Origin of the sequence: Spirosoma luteum DSM 19990 (genome assembly GCF_000374065.1) — a bacterium.
Classification (GTDB): domain Bacteria; phylum Bacteroidota; class Bacteroidia; order Cytophagales; family Spirosomataceae; genus Spirosoma; species Spirosoma luteum.
In genome coordinates this window covers 108,540-126,755 of sequence record NZ_KB893251.1, presented here as the reverse complement: position 1 = coordinate 126,755, position 18,216 = coordinate 108,540, and the positions used below count along the sequence as shown (strand labels likewise).

Annotated in this window: 16 protein-coding genes; 3 read left to right on the top strand and 13 right to left on the bottom strand. The window is 51.5% G+C overall.

Annotated features, from left to right (window positions below):
• Window positions 1-2: 2 nt before the first annotated feature.
• Complete coding sequence (locus tag B156_RS0110135; RefSeq protein ID WP_018619579.1) at window positions 3-974, bottom strand: glycosyltransferase family 2 protein; 972 nt, start codon at window positions 972-974, stop codon at window positions 3-5.
• Window positions 975-1,106: 132 nt separating this feature from the next.
• Between B156_RS0110135 and B156_RS0110130 the strand changes: the two genes are divergently transcribed.
• The 3 genes from B156_RS0110130 to B156_RS0110120 all read left to right on the top strand — a co-directional run bounded on the left by B156_RS0110130 (window position 1,107) and on the right by B156_RS0110120 (window position 4,867).
• Complete coding sequence (locus B156_RS0110130) at window positions 1,107-3,089, top strand: sialate O-acetylesterase (protein WP_026260735.1); 1,983 nt, start codon at window positions 1,107-1,109, stop codon at window positions 3,087-3,089.
• 64 nt (window positions 3,090-3,153) lie between these two features.
• On the top strand, window positions 3,154-3,918 hold the full coding sequence (locus tag B156_RS0110125; RefSeq protein ID WP_018619577.1) for a methionyl-tRNA formyltransferase: 765 nt from the start codon (window positions 3,154-3,156) through the stop codon (window positions 3,916-3,918).
• Window positions 3,919-4,015: 97 nt separating this feature from the next.
• Window positions 4,016-4,867, top strand: coding sequence for a polysaccharide deacetylase family protein (locus tag B156_RS0110120; protein ID WP_018619576.1), 852 nt, complete (start codon window positions 4,016-4,018; stop codon window positions 4,865-4,867).
• A gap of 4 nt (window positions 4,868-4,871) precedes the next feature.
• On the opposite strand, the gene B156_RS0110115 is transcribed toward B156_RS0110120, so the two are convergent.
• From B156_RS0110115 to B156_RS0110060, 12 genes are all read right to left on the bottom strand, one after another.
• Window positions 4,872-6,041 carry a glycosyltransferase gene (locus tag B156_RS0110115; protein WP_018619575.1) on the bottom strand — a complete coding sequence of 390 codons (1,170 nt, stop codon included), beginning with the start codon at window positions 6,039-6,041 and terminating at the stop codon, window positions 4,872-4,874.
• Between the two features lie 20 nt (window positions 6,042-6,061).
• Complete coding sequence (locus tag B156_RS0110110; protein WP_018619574.1) at window positions 6,062-7,228, bottom strand: glycosyltransferase family 4 protein; 1,167 nt, start codon at window positions 7,226-7,228, stop codon at window positions 6,062-6,064.
• Window positions 7,228-8,610, bottom strand: coding sequence for a hypothetical protein (locus tag B156_RS0110105; RefSeq protein WP_018619573.1), 1,383 nt, complete (start codon window positions 8,608-8,610; stop codon window positions 7,228-7,230). The genes B156_RS0110110 and B156_RS0110105 overlap by 1 nt, the downstream gene beginning before the upstream one ends.
• 87 nt (window positions 8,611-8,697) lie before the next feature.
• Window positions 8,698-9,591: a glycosyltransferase family 2 protein gene (locus tag B156_RS0110100; protein WP_018619572.1), complete on the bottom strand. Its 894-nt coding sequence runs from the start codon at window positions 9,589-9,591 to the stop codon at window positions 8,698-8,700.
• Window positions 9,592-9,598: 7 nt separating this feature from the next.
• The gene (locus tag B156_RS0110095; protein WP_018619571.1) at window positions 9,599-10,708 is read right to left on the bottom strand and encodes a glycosyltransferase family 4 protein; all 1,110 of its coding nucleotides are present in this window, start codon (window positions 10,706-10,708) and stop codon (window positions 9,599-9,601) included.
• 112 nt (window positions 10,709-10,820) lie between these two features.
• Window positions 10,821-11,828, bottom strand: a complete 1,008-nt coding sequence (locus B156_RS0110090; RefSeq protein WP_018619570.1) for a hypothetical protein — start codon at window positions 11,826-11,828, stop codon at window positions 10,821-10,823.
• An 18-nt stretch (window positions 11,829-11,846) separates the two neighbouring features.
• Window positions 11,847-12,935 (bottom strand): glycosyltransferase, encoded by a 1,089-nt coding sequence (locus B156_RS0110085; protein ID WP_245563714.1) that lies wholly within the window; start codon window positions 12,933-12,935, stop codon window positions 11,847-11,849.
• On the bottom strand, window positions 12,883-13,710 hold the full coding sequence (locus tag B156_RS0110080) for a DUF5672 family protein (RefSeq protein WP_018619568.1): 828 nt from the start codon (window positions 13,708-13,710) through the stop codon (window positions 12,883-12,885). Before B156_RS0110080 ends, B156_RS0110085 begins: the two co-directional genes overlap by 53 nt.
• A gap of 74 nt (window positions 13,711-13,784) precedes the next feature.
• Window positions 13,785-14,786: a glycosyltransferase family protein gene (locus tag B156_RS0110075; RefSeq protein WP_018619567.1), complete on the bottom strand. Its 1,002-nt coding sequence runs from the start codon at window positions 14,784-14,786 to the stop codon at window positions 13,785-13,787.
• The gene (locus B156_RS0110070) at window positions 14,783-16,030 is read right to left on the bottom strand and encodes a glycosyltransferase family 4 protein (RefSeq protein ID WP_018619566.1); all 1,248 of its coding nucleotides are present in this window, start codon (window positions 16,028-16,030) and stop codon (window positions 14,783-14,785) included. The genes B156_RS0110075 and B156_RS0110070 overlap by 4 nt, the downstream gene beginning before the upstream one ends.
• 291 nt (window positions 16,031-16,321) lie before the next feature.
• Window positions 16,322-17,011, bottom strand: a complete 690-nt coding sequence (locus tag B156_RS0110065) for an NAD-dependent epimerase/dehydratase family protein (protein ID WP_018619565.1) — start codon at window positions 17,009-17,011, stop codon at window positions 16,322-16,324.
• The gene (locus tag B156_RS0110060; RefSeq protein WP_018619564.1) at window positions 16,998-18,200 is read right to left on the bottom strand and encodes a glycosyltransferase family 4 protein; all 1,203 of its coding nucleotides are present in this window, start codon (window positions 18,198-18,200) and stop codon (window positions 16,998-17,000) included. Before B156_RS0110060 ends, B156_RS0110065 begins: the two co-directional genes overlap by 14 nt.
• Window positions 18,201-18,216: the final 16 nt, after the last annotated feature.

Here is an 18,216-nt window from a genome sequence, read left to right as displayed (position 1 = left end):
CGTTAGGCGGGGTTGCTTGCACTGGCTGAAGGACTACTGATGGACGATTGACCAACCGGCGGTGTTTTATCGGGCCGCAGATCTTTCCCGTATTCTTTCCGGAAATAGTCGATAAGAGCTTCTTTATCCGTACCCACCCGTATGCTTACTTCCAGCAGCTTGGCATCAACCAGAAACCGGTACCAGAGCCCCTGCAAAAAACACCACACAAAACCGGGGCGGCCATCCAGAAACCCCAGCCGGATAAAATACCGGTAAAGGAAGTATAGCACGGGGCGCGTAAAAAGCGGCAACGACGCGTATTTCTCTTTCAAATACCGCATCCGTTGTTCCTGGGTACCAAACAGGCGGGGCTGTACCGTTTCGGCTTTATCGAACTGATACCGGTAGTTGAGCAGATTAATCATTTCCAGAATGGTGTAATGATTATGTTTCTGCGTCCACCAGGTCAGGTTATTCAGGTTGTGGTCAACAATATCGTGCTCAAATTGAATGGATTCTCCTTTGGTTAGTTTGATGTGCTCATCGTGCCATACCTGCTCACAAAAACCGTCGCCCCGTCGCCACAGCCGCAGGAGCCAGATGGGGTAAAAACTGCCGTGCCGTATCCAGCGGTTTAAAAAGAAGACCCGCCTTTTTACATAAACGCCACCCACCTGGTCGGGTAGGCCCGCCAGCCGTTTATTTATTTCGCTGGCCAGTTCGGGCATCACGTACTCATCGGCATCCATCCGCATAAGCCATGGTGTCTGGAACGGTATTTGTGCAATTCCAAAATTAAATTGTGTGGCGTAGTTTACCCAGGCGTTCTGCACCACTACGGCTCCCATAGAACGGGCTATCTCAACAGTGTTGTCGGTTGAAAAAGAATCGACAATAAATAGTTTATCGGTAAAGGATTTTAGGCTCTCTAAACAACGGGTAATGTGCTTTTCTTCGTTATGTGTCAGGATGATTACCGCTACATCGGCCATATGGTGTAAGGCTACGGGCATAATATAAGGTACTTTTAACGTCTATTCTGGCAAAAAGCCTTATTTTTAGTACCCCGTTTGGAGTTTATACACTACACGATAGTATAACTTTTTTTATACAGTGCAAAGCTAATGAAGAGACTCTACACGAGCATCATATTACTTTTGTTATATTTTCCGGTGCTTGGTCAACTCGTATTCGAGCAGCTACCCCGCGACCTGCAACTGTATCCCCGTGATGCCACTAATCAGGCCCGCGTACTGATTAGTGGCAGGACCAGTGCTGCCGGTTATACCAAAGTGAGTACGCAGGTGCTGCGCGCCGGCAAACTCACCAGTGTCGTCAGCCAGTCGGTTAACCCGGCCATTAATACGGCACCCTTTTCGCTGTCGGCCAGCATCAGGGCCGAACTAGCCGAATACTCCTTCCGGGTCTTTGCCTACAGAGGGGCGGATTCTACCCTGATTGTTGAGCGAAAACGGGTTGTGTGTGGCGACGTGTATATCCTGTACGGCCAATCGAATGCGCTGGCACTGGTTGGGCTGGATACGTACTATTCGGTCAACTTCGACGATACCTACCTGCGTACTGCCGATTATCCGGTTACGGCAAAGCCAGCCGAAATAAGCTGGTATCCAGCCAAACAGCCCTTTGGTAGCGTGGGGGGAGTGGGTCTGACAATCCAACGGCTTATTCTGCAAAACTATGGCATACCCACCTGCGTGCTGAATGGGGCTCAGGGAGGACTGTCCCTTGCGCCCCTGCTGGCCCGCGATCAGGCCAACCACGCCAACACTGGCACCTTCTACGGAAATCTGCTCTACCGGGCGCAGTGGGCGGGGGTGGCCAGTCAGGTAAAGGGTATCATCTGGCGACAGGGGGAAGAGGATGTCGGGTCGGGTATACCGGGCTATGCGGATAAGTTTAAAACCCTTTACAATCAACTTCGCGAAGATTATGGAAATACGCGGATATACGTGGGGCAGATTAATATCCTGGCTGATAAGAAAGACGGTGCTGCCGAGGTGCGGGATTTTCAGCGACGGACAAAATCCCTTTTCAGTAATGTGGAAACCATCGCTACCGTTGGTACTCCCGGTTACCAGGGCGTACATTATGACCCTTTGGGCTACCAGCGGCTGGCTTTTGAACAGTACCGGCAGATAGCCCGCGATGTGTATGGGGCCAAGGATACGCTTCAGATTAATTCGCCGAATATTAAAAAAGTTGTTGCCAACGCCCGCAGAGACTCTATTACATTAGTTTTTGACGACCAGATGCAGATGATCTGGACCACTGATACCACCTTCTTTGACTTCTCGCCGGGCGGTAAAAATACCGTTCGCCAGCTGAAAGACTATTTTTACTTTGATGGGCAGGCAGGTGTGGTTGCTGCGGGGAGTGCCGACGGAAGTAGAATTACGCTGGCGTTGAAGCAACCAAGCCAGGCTAAAACGCTTCGCTATTTACCCGCTTATTTTTCGGACGGTTTTTCGACCTTTTATGATGGGCCCACGCTCAAAAACAAACGGGGGATGCGGGCTTTCTCATTCGATAAGGTTTCGATTGTTGATGCCATTTTGCCCGTAACTACACTGGCTGCCAAACCCTTTCAAGAGGGAAATGTTCAATTGAGCTGGATAACGCGGGGGAATGCACAGGCTCAAACACTGGAACGATCCGTTGGCTCAACCACCAACTTCAAACAAATTGCCTTACTGAACGGCACCGTAGCGACCTATCTGGATTCCGACCCGCTTGCGGCCGAAACGTACTATTACCGCCTGAAAAACCACACCAGCACGTCCGAATCGGCTTATAGTAATGTGGTTAGTGTACGGCCACTGGTGCTGGGGCTGGAACCCGCCGAACCCGTGGTTCACCTATTTCCAAATCCGCTGGCTGGCAACGAACCGCTGCGGGTAACCGCTAACCAGGTTACGTTTACGGAATACAAGGTACTGGATATGCTGGGTAGGATAGTGAAAAGCGGGCACGGTACGGCCCGAAACGCGATAACAATGGAGATGAGCGGGCTGGAAAGCGGGCTGTATAGTATCCGATTGCAAACGGCAGAAGGCCAAACAATAGACCGTAAAGTAATCATCCGCTAACGAACCGGTACGGCCTTTCCGGTGGAATACGTAGTTTTGCGTCCTTAACATTAGCCAATTCCTTATGCGCCTTGTGATTCTCACGCAGGATGACCCGTTCTACCTCGCCCGTAATATCGACTACCTGCTAAAAAACTTACCCCCCTATGCCGAGGTAGTGGCCACGGTAGTATTCGACGTGTCGCCGTTTGGTAAGCGCGAAAGTTTTAGCGAAAAAATAAAAAAGACGTATGATATCTTTGGCTTACCTTTTTTTGTGCGTTACGGCACCAAATTCGTACTGTCCAAGTTAGACAGCCGAAACAATGTTCGGAAAGTACTGGCCGACCGAAACATTCCACTCATCCAGATCGAAGGGCCTATCAACAAAGACGAAAATCTGGAAAAACTGAGGGCCTACAAGCCAGACCTCTACCTGTCGATTGCCGGTAATCAAATCTTCAAACGAAAGCTGCTCGACTCGGCTACTTACGGATGTATCAATCTGCACACGGCTCTGTTGCCTAAATATCGGGGTTTGATGCCCTCATTCTGGGTACTGAAAAACAGCGAAACCCACACGGGTGTGTCCGTCTTTTTTGTCGATGAAGGCATCGATAGCGGTCCGATTCTGGTACAGGAAAAACTACCCATCGGCAACATGAGTCAGGCGGAGTTGATTGACGTAACCAAGAAAATGGGCATGGATGCCATGCTCAAGGCCATCGACAAAATCCACTCGGGTAACTACGAACTGATCGAGAATGATGCCTCGCAGATGACCTATTTCTCTTTTCCCACCCGCGACGATGTAAAAGCCTTCCGGGCGGCCGGTAAACGGTTTTATTAAAAAGTCCCGGAGTTAATACCGTCGTAAGTACCTGATCGCACCGGCAGACGCCATGAATGCGCTCTTACTTACGACGATGCGCCTTATTTCTTTTATAATGAATATACTGACGTTTGATATTGAAGAGTGGTTTCATATCCTGGATAATGAGTCAACGCGGAACGAGTCGGACTGGGGCCGGTATGAAACCCGGATTCACCAGAATATGGACCTCATCTTTCAACTACTGGAAGAAACCAACAGCCGGGCTACTTTTTTCTGTTTGGGCTGGGTGGCTGATAAGCACCCTGATGTGATCCGGCGCATCGATGCCGCCGGGTACGAAATTGCCACGCACTCCTACGCGCACCAGTTGGCGTATGAACAAACGCCAGTCCAGTTTCAGGCTGACCTGGAACGCTCCATCAAGCATTTGCAGGATTTGACGGGCAAGAAAGTCCGGTCGTACCGGGCACCCGGCTTTTCTATCAAGGAGTATAACCGGTGGGTATTCCCTATTCTGGTTGAGCAGGGGATTGACATTGACTGCTCCGTGTTTTCCGCCCGACGCGCTCACGGGGGCGATGCCTCTCTTGCCATGTTTGAGCCGGGGTATCTGAACGTAGGCGGTACGCTCCTGAAAGAATTCCCCATCAACACCATGCCCATTATGGGGCAGGACGTGATCTTTTCGGGCGGAGGATACTTTCGGCTATTCCCGTATGGATTGATAAAAGGGTTGATGAATCGGTCGCCATACGTGATGACCTATTTTCATCCCCGAGATTTCGATGCGGGGCAACCCATGATTCCGGGTTTGAGCCGTACCCGGCAGTTCAAATCCTACTACGGACTGAAAAATTGCTGGCCTAAACTCAAACAATTGCTGGTTGATTTCCCATTCGTTGATCTGGCCGAAGCCGACCGGCAGGTCGACTGGAGTACCGCAATACAGCGAGAAGTCGGCTAATGGATTAGTTTGTAGCTGGTTTAGCTTTGTGGTTGATTTTTTCGTACTCATCCAAAAGCTGTTTGGCCACCACATCAATATCGTACTTCGTTCGTACCATCGCCAATGCATTGTCGGCGAGTTGTTTCCGTAGCGGATCATCACCCAGTAGCTTTTTCAATCCGGCCGTTACGGCTTCGGGGGTCAGGCTATCCAGCAGTCCGGCGGCCTGATGCTGCCGGATAGCATCGCCAAAGCCAACCCGGTCCGATACCAGCGCGGGCGTTCCGGCTGCCATCGCTTCGAGTACCGCCATCGAAAACCCTTCGGAGTAGGAGGGGAGCGTAAACAAATCGGCATCCGTGAGGGCCGCTTTCTTATCGTCGCCGGTGAGCATACCCACCAGCCGGATTGAGTCGTTCAGCTGGTGCTGCTCAATAAACTGCCGGGCCGTTGCTTCATAGCCATCATCCCCGCCGGCCAGGGCCAATACAGTATCCGGATGCGTTTTATAGTAATCCCTAAAGCCGGGGAGCAGCAAATCCAGCCCTTTCTTGACGTTTAGCCGACTCATGAACAGCACTAATTTCTTATCGGCAGGCAGGTTGAATTTTTGCCGGAATGTACCTTTGGGAGGAAGCTGGGCAAAGTCGCTTGTTTTTACCCCATTGGGTATAGTAACGACATTGGGGTGCGGATGCCCCAGGTAGCGCAATATGTCTTCCTGTTCGTCGGTATTATTGATTTGCACCAGATCGGCCCGTTCCAGGTACGCTTTCTGGGCGAGCGTATTCATCAGCTCTTTTTTCCAGTTGTGATGTGCATACACCCAGCGGTCCAGCACGCCATGAATGGTAATCACTTTAGACACCGTACGGTCGAGCATGAACGGAGCAAGCGTACCAAAATGCCATAAACCGTGGCAGTGAATAACGTCGTATTCCCGAATGTGCTGCTTCAGATACTGATACAGTTCCACCGAAAGCTCCCGAAAAAAACGGCTGATTACCGGCGTGCGTTTGCATAAAATAAGGCGTGCCCCATCGGGTAGTGTGTAGGGCGTTTCGCCCGGCGAGATGGGACTCAGTATGTCTACCTGATGGCCGTACCGCAAGGCAACCTGCGTATGGTCGAAAATGATTTTTGGCGGACCACCCGCCTGCCAGGTATACGCACAGATATTTAATATTCGCATAAGTGCCGCGAAATAACCGCTTATTCCGCGATTTTGATAAAACCATCGAGCATTTCCTGAGCCACCGCTTCAGGAGAGTATTGGGCAATGAACTGTTGGGCAGCGACCCCCATTTTTTCGGCAGGTGCCGAACCGTCCATAAACTGGGTCAGGTGAACGGTTAGCTGGTCCGGTACATCGGGATCGAAAACGAAGCCAGTCTTATCATCCTGCACCAGGTCGGCCGCGCAGCCACAGCGGTCCGATACAATAACGGGCAGTCCACAGGCCATTGCTTCATTAACGACAAGGCCCCACGGTTCCGAATGGCTCGGCAGAACCAGTACGTTGCTGAGTGCCAAAATAGCGGGTATTTGATACCAGGGGCGCCCGGGTAGCAGTTTAACCTGGTCGGTCAGATCAAGCGTACTGATAAGCTCTGCCAGTCGTTCCCGTTCTACTCCGTCGCCCAACAGAATCAATCCCCATTCCTGTTCATGAACAGACTGTTTGCGGGCTTCAGCAAAGCAGGTTAGCAACAGAGGCAAATTCTTGATTCCGATGAGCCTGCCTACAAAGACAACGTTATTCGGGCGGAGGCCCAGCCGCTGCTGCTCATTGCGCCGATCTGGCAAAGCCTTTTTATACGCAGTCAGTAATGCCTTATTGTCAACCGCGTTTTTACGCAGCAAAATCTGACCGGGCGACACCCCGAATTGAAAAAGGTAATCGGCGGCCTGGCTGCCAAAACAGAAGAATCCATCGCACCGGTTAAAAATCCACTGCTTTACCTGTTCTTTTAGTCCTCCCCGCTGCTGATCGGCTTCGGTACTTTCATTTTGCATAATTACCCGGATCCCCCTGGCTTTGGCCCAGACCAGGAGCAGGATCTGGGCGGGATCGTAGTAGCCGGTCAGGTTGATTACATCGGGTTTAAAGGCTACAGCTTGCCGAAACAACGCCTTTGTGCGTTCGCTCAGACTTATTTCTTCCCAATACCGGTCGAAGAGTAATTCGTAATTATAGGTGTATACGGGAACTGTCTCCTTGGCATCCGCGGTCAGGGACGCTCTGGATTGCTCGTTACGAGCAATCTGCAACACCTTCATTTCGATATCACTTCGCTGGTCGACCAGGTGTTGAAGCGCCTGAAACACGCTGGACTTGTAGTGTGCCCAGAGTAGATTATGAACGATCAGGATACGCATCAGGTCGGTTCGGCATGGGGTATAACAACGTACTGCCCCTGAGCCTCAGGCGGTACTTTTTCCGATAAATAGGCAGGAAACAGGTGTTCTACGCCAATAAATCGAATCATCAGGGCCATGGGGAACCAGAAAGAAATCTCGTTGGGCCTGCCATTGGTCAATATTTGTATGAGGATGAGCATGTAGAAATAGGCCAGAAACACGCTCAATGGGTTGGGGTTGTGGCGCATTATTCTCCAGGAATGGTACAAAACTAACCCGTTAACCCCCCCAAACAGCGCAAAACCCAGAATGCCGTAATTGGTGAGGGCTTCCATAATGGGAACATCCAGGTAAAGATAATCGTAGCCGTAGCCCAGAATGAGCATATGCATGTGCCCCGCCAGTACATTTCGAAAGAACATGGCACTCTCCGAGCGATTAGCCGTCGAATCGTCGAGAACCGCTTTGTAAGCCGCCCCCTGCGATTTTAAACCGAGCAGAGCGTACAGGGTTTCCAGGTTGCGCTCCGCAAACGAAAAAACGTAGCTTGTCAGCACTTCTAAAACGAAACTAAATCGCCGGAAAAAAAACATTACCCCTACCACTCCCACTAGCATGACCAGGATAGGAATGGGCTTAAATACACTACGAACCGCCGTACGAATCTGTGCGGGCCGAACATTGAAGTACATGAATAAGGCCAACGCTGCCATGAGTGCCACAATAGCCGAGCGTGTTTGGGTAAGCACCAGAACGGCGATATTGAGAATGCCGGCAAACAGCGTAAGCAACCGGAAGAAGATATGGATTTTTGGCTTTACCAGCCAGATAGCACAGGCAACAACCCCCATAAAGGCATTACGCGAAAAGGCGTGTGGATTGCCTGAGCCGGGGTCGCCACCATTGTTAAGCGTGATGGTGGCCCGCTGCCCAATAGCCCAGGTCGGGTCCGTAATCAGGGAGTACACCAGTCCCAGATTGGAAACCAGGGTGAATAGAACAACGACCGGAACGAAGACCGGAATTATATCATTGGGTATATTAATCAGCAAAAACAGGAAAATCACGATGTACACGTAGTAAATCATGTGCTTACCCGAGAGCTGGAAAAAGGGATTGGGATTGTAAAAATACATGTAAAAAATGCAGAGCAGCAGGAACGAGATACCCATCCAGAACATCGTAACGTTGGGTCGGTAAAGCTTCTGCAACACCGTAAAAGGAACCATCAGCATCAGACCACCGGCCAGGGCCAGCGCGGTGAATGCCGTACTGCCGGGTGCAAGCCGAAGTGTTTCCCGAAAGAAGAAGATGAGTGGATACCCGTCCAGAATAATACAGATACCAACGACCATTCGCATATAGTCGAGTTTCTGAAGCAGGCGAACGAGGTTATTCATAAAGAGGACGTTTTGTTATTGTCGTATTCAGGCTAAGGAAGTTGGCCATGCTGAACGCAGACCGGCCGATGGACTGAATACCAAACCTTATTTTTGTCTGGAGCGGTTAAGCTGCAACCGATGTTGAACGTATTTGAATTCACCCTGTAGGGCGAAGCTAAGCAGTTTGCGGAGCCGACAGTACCGCTTCCAGAAGAAAGCGCCCAGTGCCGACGTGAGCATAGGGCGGTATTTTTCTTTTATGAGTTCGTGTTCCTGCAGGCCTACCGTACCGGCAATAGTTGATGATTTGGCGTCAGGCTGCACCCGGAAACCACCCCAAAAACCAGCAACATGTCTAAATTGAATACCTGCCTGTACACCCAGCCGGGCCACAATTTCGTAGTCGATAACGAACCGAAGGCTTTCGTCGAGCAGACCGATACGACTGCGTTTGATAAATAATGACTGATTAAAAACCTGCATGCCTTCGTGAATATGGCATTCCACACAAAATTCGGGAGCCCGCATTTCCTCCAGAATAACGTCGCGTTCATCGGTAATGTACATATCCCCGAAGAAAACGTCGGTAGTTGGGTGCTTATGCCAGGCGTTGGCTACCCGCTCAAAGGCGTGGGGAGCAAATACATCGTCGGAGTTTTGGAAGGCAACATAATCACCCGTTGCCCGCTGGATACCTTTGTTGATCGCATCCGTTTGACCACGATCTTTTTCACTGACCCAGCCCGCCAGATAAGGTTCGTATTTTTTGATGATCGCCAGACTCCCATCCGTTGAACCACCATCCATAATAAAATATTCCAGGTTTGGATACTGCTGATTCAACACACTCAGGATCGTCCGCTCCAGGTACTGCGCCTGATTGAAGGAGGGCGTAATAACCGTTAGCCTGGGATACGTCTGCCCATTAGTAGCCAAACCCGGCCGGGGAGTGTAAGGCCTAGTAACGAAGGAATAAAGTGATTCTTGTGTCGATTTCATGCCCTCGTTAGCCCAATGATTGATAAACGTCCAGGGTCTGTTGTGCCGTTTTGTCGCACGAAAAATGGCGTAGTCGTTCACTGCCCTTTTGGCGTAGTTCAGTACGCAGCGCATCGTCAGTTACCACCCGGTCAATGGCATCCGCTATGGATTCATCGTTTTCCGGGTCGAAGTAGAGCGCTGCATCCGCCCCTACTTCGGGCAGTGAACTCCGGTCACTCAATACCACCGGGCACCCGGCGCTGTAGGCCTCCAGTACCGGAATGCCAAATCCTTCATTCAGCGATGGAAAAACAAAAGCAAGGGCGTGTTGATACAGGTTTATAAGACCGGCATCGGTCAGCGGATGGAAATGCACCCGTTCGCCCAGCCGGGCTTCCCGAAACAGACTTTGTTCGTCGGGCGTGAAGGTCCCCCCTCCGCAGCAGACAACCTGCAAATCGGGGTGGCGGTGCAGTACGGGCTGAATAGCCCGAAAAAAGCCATTGAAGTTTTTATACAAACCCCGTTTCCCCACATACAGCAAATACGGTTTATCCATCGGAGGTTTCTGCTGCTCCGGCGTAAGCACATAATTACTGATGGTCGTGCCCAGGGGTACTACTTTCACTTTATCCGGGTTAACCGGAAAAAAGTGCAGCAGATCCTGTTTAGAAAACTCCGAGATGCAGATCACGCAATCGGCTCGACTCAGCAGTTGTTTTTTCGTTTCGTACAGCCCTTCGCCCAGTTCGGGGTACTGCTTCCCGTAGCGTTCGCTGGTAGCATCGAAAAAAGTCAGGACAAAGGGCTTGTTGCCAATGGATTTCAGGAAATAGCGATGGTAATAGGTGGGGTGGAAAATGTCGAATTTCCCTGCCTTAATGCGTTGCAGGCTATACAACCGGTTAAGCACGGAGGCCGCCCGGTGGGCATTGCGCAGGTGAGCGAAGGCGGGATAACGCCAGTGCTTACTGAAGGAGGCCTCGTTCAGGTACTCGTTATTCGATAGCCATAACGACAACTCAAACTCAATGTCTGATCGTTTGGCAAAGGAGCGCATGAGTTCAAAAAAGTAGCGGGAAACACCGCCGTAAGGCAAGCCGGTAAACGATTGATGATCGAAGAGTACGTTCATTGGGGAAAACCTGAAAACTCGCCAGATTTGTATTTTTCTGAGAAATTAACCCGTAAAAATAGGTCTATTTGCCAACAAATCCTTAAATCCCCCGCATTATTCAAGGATTCCTTTATCGAATGGCGGGTAGGTATACGGTATCCAGAAAGCGGACAACGGTACGGGTGGATTTAACCACTGCGTATCGCCACCCGCGCAAAACGGGTGGTTCGGGCTGTTGCCCATAGGCGGCAGGGTGGCTGTTCATTACTGGTAGTTTGTGCTGGTCAACTGCCTGCCGGTAGGTAGCCAGCAATACCGAAACGGGCGATTTGTCTGACATGCGCAGTCGGTTCTGGTGGGTGAAGAAACCCTCGTTGGGGTTTAATAGCCCTTTAAAATTAAAAAACAGCAAGGGGTCTTTCTCTCCCGCCGGGCCGTTTACCAGCCAGTGGTCAGCTTCCGGGGTCAGGGTTCGTTCGGGCAGATTCCAGAGGGCTGTGTGCCAGCCGGGATTCCTGATAACGCGGGCCTGCCGGAAAAAAACCGGAACGTGCATGAGCCATATCTGGTCCAGACAAAGCCCCGCGCAAAAGTTCACGTAAGCCCGTGTTCGCACCCGTTCATCCCACCAATCTAACATCCGGTCTGTTTCCGACGACCGGCGAAAGGCCAGAAAATCAGCACTGTAAAGACCAATATTCTGAAGGAATTTTTCATCCGGCTCACCAGCCGACAGACTGCGGGTAACAAACGGAGTCAACAGGATAGTAGCGGTGTCCAGTTTATGCCAAAGCGTAGTCAGGGGAAATAAAAACTGCCCATTCGGGTCGGCATACACCAGGTTATTTACGTCGGGATACCGGCGAAACGCTTCGGCGATGAATAAGGGCTTGCAGGCAGCCGCAAATTCGGTTGGCGTATACTGCGCCGAGAGAGTGGCTAGTTCGTCGGCGGGTACCAATTCCGCTACCGGAAGTAGTGTGTAAGGTGAGGTAAAGCCAGCGGGCAGCGCATCTGCACTATCGACCAGTCCAATCAGAATCGGTGCTGTGGCAGCCTGTCCGGCAAAATGCCTGAAACTGTCGCCCAGCGCAAATGCCTGGGGTAGTTGACGAACGGTACAGATAGTTAGTAGCACAGTGAACGCAAAACTACATTATTCGAGAATATCGCCCAAGACGGCTAAAAATGGGGCATACCAGTTGGCGGCCGGTTCGGCATACCGGGTATAGTTACCCCGCCACAAGTTAGTTAATACAGGAGCGATGCGTTTAAGGCGATTATGGGGCAGGTGACTGCGCAACGTGAAGTGCGCCAGCCGCCGGTAGAGTTCGGGCAAACCGGGTGCGTCAGATGACACTCGTTTGCTGAGCAGCTGACTGATGATGCTCAACTGAATCTGCTTTCTGTGCAGTGGAGCTAGTTTTCTGGCCCGGTGCCGGGTGAGTCGATCCCGTAATCTTGTCCGGGCAGGGATCGGCTGCGGACGAACGCCTACCTGCTGCTGTACGTGAGTACGGTAGAGTTGCAGCGGCTGGTCGACGAAATGAATAACATTTTGCGTGGCTCCAACCAGGGCTATCCATCCGTCGTAGATGTAACCCGGTATTTTATCGGGAATGGGCAGCAGGATTGGTAAAAAAGAACGGCGGATAACCGTAGCACACCCCATCATCCGATTGCCTTCCAGTAGTACGTCCATGGTTCCGCCGGATAGCCAGCGGGCGCGGGTCTGGGCATCGAACCGAACGGATTCCCAAAACCGTTTTTCACGTCCCTGTAGCTGCTCATCGGTCACCCAGGCATCGCAGAAGGCAATCTGAGCGGTCGGATGCTGAATCATATAGTGCACCATCGTATCAATTTTTTCTGGCAACCACAGGTCATCCTGGTCGCAGATGAAAATCAACTCACCGGTACAGGCAGACAATGCCCGCTCAAAATTCTTGTTATACCCCAGGCGCGTCTTGTTGGCTAAAACAGTTACGGGAAAAGGCGCATCGGCTGCGAATTGGGTCAGTAAATGAGGTGTGCCATCAGTTGATAGATCGTCAGAAATGATAATTTCATTCGGCAACCGTTGCTGATTGACCAGACTTTGCCATTGAGTCGGTAAGTAGTTTACCCCATTATAGGTGCAAAGCGCAATGGAAACAGTGGGTTGATCGTGAAGTGCTGGTGTCATCGCATCGTTATATTTGGTACCCGTAATTGGCGAAAACAGACCGCCAGTAGTCCGTTCCATGGATATTCCAGGCGTGGCAACCAAATGGTAATTGTCCTTCATTATAATGTTCAACAGCCCATTCGGGATAAAATTCAATGGCAAAAAACAACGCTTTTCGGTAATTGGGTATACGTAACCTCGGCCAGTACCGATTTACTTCAATACCCCAGAAAACGTCTTCGTGGTACTGGTGCAGGGGAATGCGGTCGTATTCCGCAATTTTTTGCTGAAACGGTTCAAGGCAGCGCAGCATGGCCGAAACCCGCCGGAGTGAGAAGCCTCCGCAACCCACACCGTTTAGATTGATAATTTCGCGGGGCGTCACACCGTCCTCTTTCTTCAGGTTGAGCCAGGTAGCTACCTGCTGTTTGACGGTAAACCATAGTTTATCGCTCAGGCCGGTGAAATCCCGGTCGCGCAGCCAGGGTGCCCCAATATAGTCGTAATTTTGCTGGCACCAGTACGCCAAGTCATCCCGAAAAACGAAGGCATCCAGCTGGTAAATAAGCATATACTCCTGATCGGCAAACCCCTCATAAAACTCTTTTGCTACCATCAGGCGGTTATAGCCCTGTATGTCGGCAAAATAGCTATCGTCGAAGGTGCGGGTTTGCAGGTTCGGCCCCAGGGCGCGGTAAGCCGTAGTATCGAGTGAATGCGGACACGCCAGCCAGATAGGGTAATTCCCCAGCACCCGAAGGCACTGGGCCAGGGAAATCGTTTCATACTCAGTAAGCGTCTGTTTGTATACCGGTATAACGACGTTTACACGAACAGGACTCGACAGGGTCATACTACGTTGGATTGGCCGAAGGACGTTGCTGGAACTAACCGAAAAATTTAACAAGTCAGGTAGTGCCTAACTGCTTATTGACGCTCCAAAAAGGCTATTAGTTTAGTAAGCGGACTTTTCAACACTTTGCGTACCCGCTTATAGCGTAATACGTTGGGCGGTTTGACGTACACGCAGGGATATTGGCGATACCGGTCATTGTGGTTGGCCAGGAGCCTTGTTCGGTATAGTTCGAACAAGGGTTTTGTATCCATCCGCTCCCCGAACGTATACCTTGTCTGGTATTTAGAGATGGCATCTGGTTTGTAAGGATCATATCCGCTGTAATGAAAAAATTGCAGGGGCTGGTCTGGCTCATCGGTTAAAGACGTTACCCACCACTGCCCGTCTGCGTCTTCCGATAGCGTTCGCTCATGAATGTTCCAGTAAGCAACGTTATAACCGGGGTGATGTTCCACGAGTACATTATCGTGATAAACGGGGGCAAAGTTAACCCATAGCTGATCAACAAACAGACCATTGCATAGATCAATCCGACATTCGTAGATTAGCCGCTGTTTCCACCAGTTAACAAACTGACGGGCAGTGTCGTCATTCCGAAGGCCAATAAAACCCAGATTAAAAATGCCCGTATTCAGGTGGTGCAGGTCGTTTGGTCGTTCCCAGTCCGAGGTGGGGAAGCACTCGTGCGGGGTCAGCACCATACTGTATTGCCGAAGGTCCTGATTGAGTTTATGGAGTGGCTGAAAAACGATGATATCGGGATCGAAGTAAATGATTTGCTCCAGGGCTGGGTAATTCGTGTAGAAATAATCGATAAAAAAGGGTTTAACAGCCGTATTCAACTCGGTGATATCGTAGCGGTCACACATGGCCGGAAAGTCGGGAATGTTGATCTTGTCGATTTCAATGATGGGGTAATCGGGCAGAAGGTCGGGGGGCAGCGTAGCCTGATCGAGCCGATCAACCAGCCCGATAATGTACGTATAATCGGGGTTGGTTTGCCGGAGTGAGTTGCCCAGCGTTCGGGCCTGTGCCAGGTAATTGATGGAGCAAATGGTAAACGCGATTGTCATTCAGCAATTGGAGCTTTGGGCTGTTGGATTGTTTGTTGAAGAGCCTGTTCGATACGGTCTGTACAGACCGTTAGCGACCATTGGCTGTCAATGATGTCAATGGCTCTTTTTGACATTTGGTCCCACAGCGTTTTACTGCTGAGCAGGGAGTCGATTGCCTGGGCCATCTGATGCGTGTCCCGGTTTACGAGCAGGCCGTTCTGACCGTGCTGGATGGATTCGCGGATGCCGCCTTCGGCCACCGCTACCACGGGTAAGCCGCAGGCGTTGGCCTCCAGCGGGGCCAGCCCGAAAGGTTCCAGGCGGGGGGCGTACACAAAGGCACTCGCCTGATTCAACAGCCGGACCAGTTCGTCATCCGACACCATTTTGCGCAGGCTCAGGTCCACACCGGTCCGTTGTGCCTGTTGCTGCATACGGGCTTCAAAAACACTATCGGTGTAATTGCTCACCCATACCAGTCCTGGCCGGCGGGAAACCGGAATATGGCTGAGGGACTCAATGATGAACGAAGGGTCTTTTCGGGCTTGGAAACTACCGGTACACATCACGAAGGGCTGACGGGCCAGGCCGAGGGGCCGGAAAATACGGGTATCAACGCCCAGGTAGCTCACTTCTGCATCCAGACTGTACACGCGCAGGCAGGTTTCTACGGAGAATAACGAGTTGACCAGGATGCGGTCAAAGGCGGCTGCATTGAGCTGTTCTTCGCGCATGATCACGCGTAGCTGTCGCTGCCGCCAAAGGTCGTTAACCAGCATACGCCAGTAGGCATAACTGGTCCAGGACTGCATTTCACCGGGCGCACACCAGGGTAATTGCGGCTGTGCTTCGTACAGATAGCGAAGGGGTTCTCCCAAATACAGCAGCGTTGGCAGCGTTGTGAAACGGGCAATGTAAGGCGATCCGTATACCATGCAGCTGTTGGCAAACAGCACATCGAAGTTACCCGCCTGTATCTGTTCGGCACAAACATGGCTGTGAGCAATCATGGAGCGCATGGCTGTATCCTGGTGGAAACCAAGATACCCAAAGCGATCCCGCATCGGAACCGATTCGCCCGGCGAATCGAAAGGAACGACGTGGATAGGCCCAATCGAATTAAAATCAAGGTATTGATTGTCGGCCTGAGGTGTAGTCCAGATTTCAATCTGATGACCGCGTTCTTTCAATCCCTGCAAATGATAAAACATTGCCCGTTTTCCCCCTCCGCTGGGAAGGTTGTGCCATACGGCAATTTTCATACAAAACTTGTTTAGCCACGTTGAAAGCGAATCACTGCTATATAAACTTACAGCGCGGAGGAAAAATGGTCAATATAATACAATCAGTCTTTTGTTAAACGTAACCGGCACTAGTACCGTACATTCAGGCTGCCAAGGTTTAGTTGGTAGCCCCGCAGCAACAAACAGAACCGCGCCAGTGGCCCGGGTTGTCAGGGAGTTGGACAAATTTTGTCACCCTCTACTGTCACTTACCTGATTCGTCAGGCGGTATGACGCGGGTTTCGAAGAATTACCGGGCCGGGTGCCGCATCATACATAGTATTTTTGGAGCAGGCGGGTAATATACCGTTCGGGTTGCCAGTCGTCATCAGCGTTCGGTAAGCGTTTGCTTACCATTTCGGCTGGTAAGGTGAAGGCTGCCCCCTTGTCCAGCAACTCATACTTGGCCTTTTGCCCCGTGTGCCGCTCGATGGCCTGCACTATAACCAATGGACTGACCGAATAAGGGTTGGCCACAACGAGTGTTTGGTTCCAGGTGGAAGCATCGGCGATGCACCCGCTGACGAGTTGATAAAGGTCGTCAATATCAATAACATTTCGTACCGCGTGCTGCCAGATGGTAAATGACTCCTGCCGACGGATACGGTCGACAAAGAAATTCAGAATCGTATGCGGATTACCCGGTCCCCCCACCACGTTCGACGCTCTGATAATCAGGTAAGCACTTGCCTGCTCTTTGATTAACTCCTCAAGGGCCATTTTATGCATCACATAGGGCGAACCCTGCTCGATGGGGTCGGCAATGCTGGCGGTACTGAAATAAACAAATAGACAGCCTGGCGCCTGCCGCAGCGTGTCTTCTACCAGATGACGTTCGCGTGCGTACGGTTCCGGGCGGGTCTCTTTGGAGTTCGAAACGCCCGACGCAAATAATACGACATCGTTCCGATCCGCATAAGCGCGAAAACGCCGGGCAATCATCCCATCACCGACCAGCATACTGACCAGAGGTTAGCGGCAAAAAAACGGAATCGATTTTTGCCAGCAGTGTTGGAACAAGCGTAGCGACATCGTGGGCCATTGCGCGCTCGTAGAATACGTTTCCCAGCCGGGTACGTTCCGTCGGATTATCGGCGAGTCGGGCCAGAGCGGCTACCATAGCCGATAAATCCAGGTAGGGGACCAGACAACCCGTATCGGCCCCCACAAAATCGGGGCTACCCCCCGACCCTTCGAAACACAAAACGGGGTTATGATTCAGGCCCGCTTCCAGGATAACCAGTGGGTACGGGTCCTCCCGCGATGTCAGGGTAAACAGGTCGAAACAGGCTACGTAATCCAGGTAATTGCCACCGGGAGGCAGCAGATGGACGCGGTTGGCCATGTCCATCCGGGCGAGATCGTAGTGTAATCGCCGGGTCTCTTCGCCCCCTTCCGGAATGCCCACCCACACAAAATGCACATCCGGATGCGTGTTAAGCAGTTGCCGGGCAATGAGCAGGAATAAATCGACTCCCTTCCGCCATTCAGCATTCCCGCATCCGCCAATAACCACTGCCTGAGGGGGGATACCCAGCTGGGTCCGGACCGATGCCTGATCAACGGCTTTGAGTTTATCAAGGAGGGTTGCCGTCCGGATCAGCGAGTTCAAAACGGATGTGTTGGCAGGCGTTAAACCATGATGGTCAATCAAATTCTGACGAACGGCCTCCGACCCGCAAAAGACATGGCTAACGTGCGTCAGCTCATACCGCAAATCTTCGGGTCGGGTATAAATTTGAATGGAGGTCTCCAGTTCATGCACGTACAGGGCAAACGGCAACTTAAGTGGCTCCAGCATACGCAGCAGGCCACCATTGGCAATGGTATTGGCAACGATGCAGGAATACTGCCCGGCCCGAATCGCAGCAAGGAGCGTCGGCAAACCATCGACCTCAGGCTGTTCAGTGACGGGTGGGGTGAAACCCAGTTTGGCCAGCACACGGGCACTAAAGCTAGGGTCTTTCGCGGAAGAAAAAGCCTGATAAACGGTCGTTACCTGCTCATAGTCGGGCAGCAGTGGGCCACCCGCCCCCAGCACCAGCCCCGTCCGGACGCCCGTTTCGTGCAGATGTGTGAGCAGGTGTAACAACAGGTATTGCGCTCCTGCCCGGTTAGCATCATGCCCGATAAAAAGGATAGCGTTCAAAACAGCGGTGTAAGAT

Excerpts from the sequence above, each read along its gene's own strand:
- B156_RS0110135 (WP_018619579.1), bottom strand. The coding sequence starts at position 974 with ATGGCCGATGTAGCGGTAATCATCCTGACACATAACGAAGAAAAGCAC.
- B156_RS0110130 (WP_026260735.1), top strand. The coding sequence starts at position 1,107 with ATGAAGAGACTCTACACGAGCATCATATTACTTTTGTTATATTTTCCG.
- B156_RS0110125 (WP_018619577.1), top strand. The coding sequence starts at position 3,154 with ATGCGCCTTGTGATTCTCACGCAGGATGACCCGTTCTACCTCGCCCGT.
- B156_RS0110120 (WP_018619576.1), top strand. The coding sequence starts at position 4,016 with ATGAATATACTGACGTTTGATATTGAAGAGTGGTTTCATATCCTGGAT.
- B156_RS0110115 (WP_018619575.1), bottom strand. The coding sequence starts at position 6,041 with ATGCGAATATTAAATATCTGTGCGTATACCTGGCAGGCGGGTGGTCCG.
- B156_RS0110110 (WP_018619574.1), bottom strand. The coding sequence starts at position 7,228 with ATGCGTATCCTGATCGTTCATAATCTACTCTGGGCACACTACAAGTCC.
- B156_RS0110105 (WP_018619573.1), bottom strand. The coding sequence starts at position 8,610 with ATGAATAACCTCGTTCGCCTGCTTCAGAAACTCGACTATATGCGAATG.
- B156_RS0110100 (WP_018619572.1), bottom strand. The coding sequence starts at position 9,591 with ATGAAATCGACACAAGAATCACTTTATTCCTTCGTTACTAGGCCTTAC.
- B156_RS0110095 (WP_018619571.1), bottom strand. The coding sequence starts at position 10,708 with ATGAACGTACTCTTCGATCATCAATCGTTTACCGGCTTGCCTTACGGC.
- B156_RS0110085 (WP_245563714.1), bottom strand. The coding sequence starts at position 12,935 with ATGGAACGGACTACTGGCGGTCTGTTTTCGCCAATTACGGGTACCAAA.
- B156_RS0110080 (WP_018619568.1), bottom strand. The coding sequence starts at position 13,710 with ATGACCCTGTCGAGTCCTGTTCGTGTAAACGTCGTTATACCGGTATAC.
- B156_RS0110075 (WP_018619567.1), bottom strand. The coding sequence starts at position 14,786 with ATGACAATCGCGTTTACCATTTGCTCCATCAATTACCTGGCACAGGCC.
- B156_RS0110070 (WP_018619566.1), bottom strand. The coding sequence starts at position 16,030 with ATGAAAATTGCCGTATGGCACAACCTTCCCAGCGGAGGGGGAAAACGG.
- B156_RS0110065 (WP_018619565.1), bottom strand. The coding sequence starts at position 17,011 with ATGCTGGTCGGTGATGGGATGATTGCCCGGCGTTTTCGCGCTTATGCG.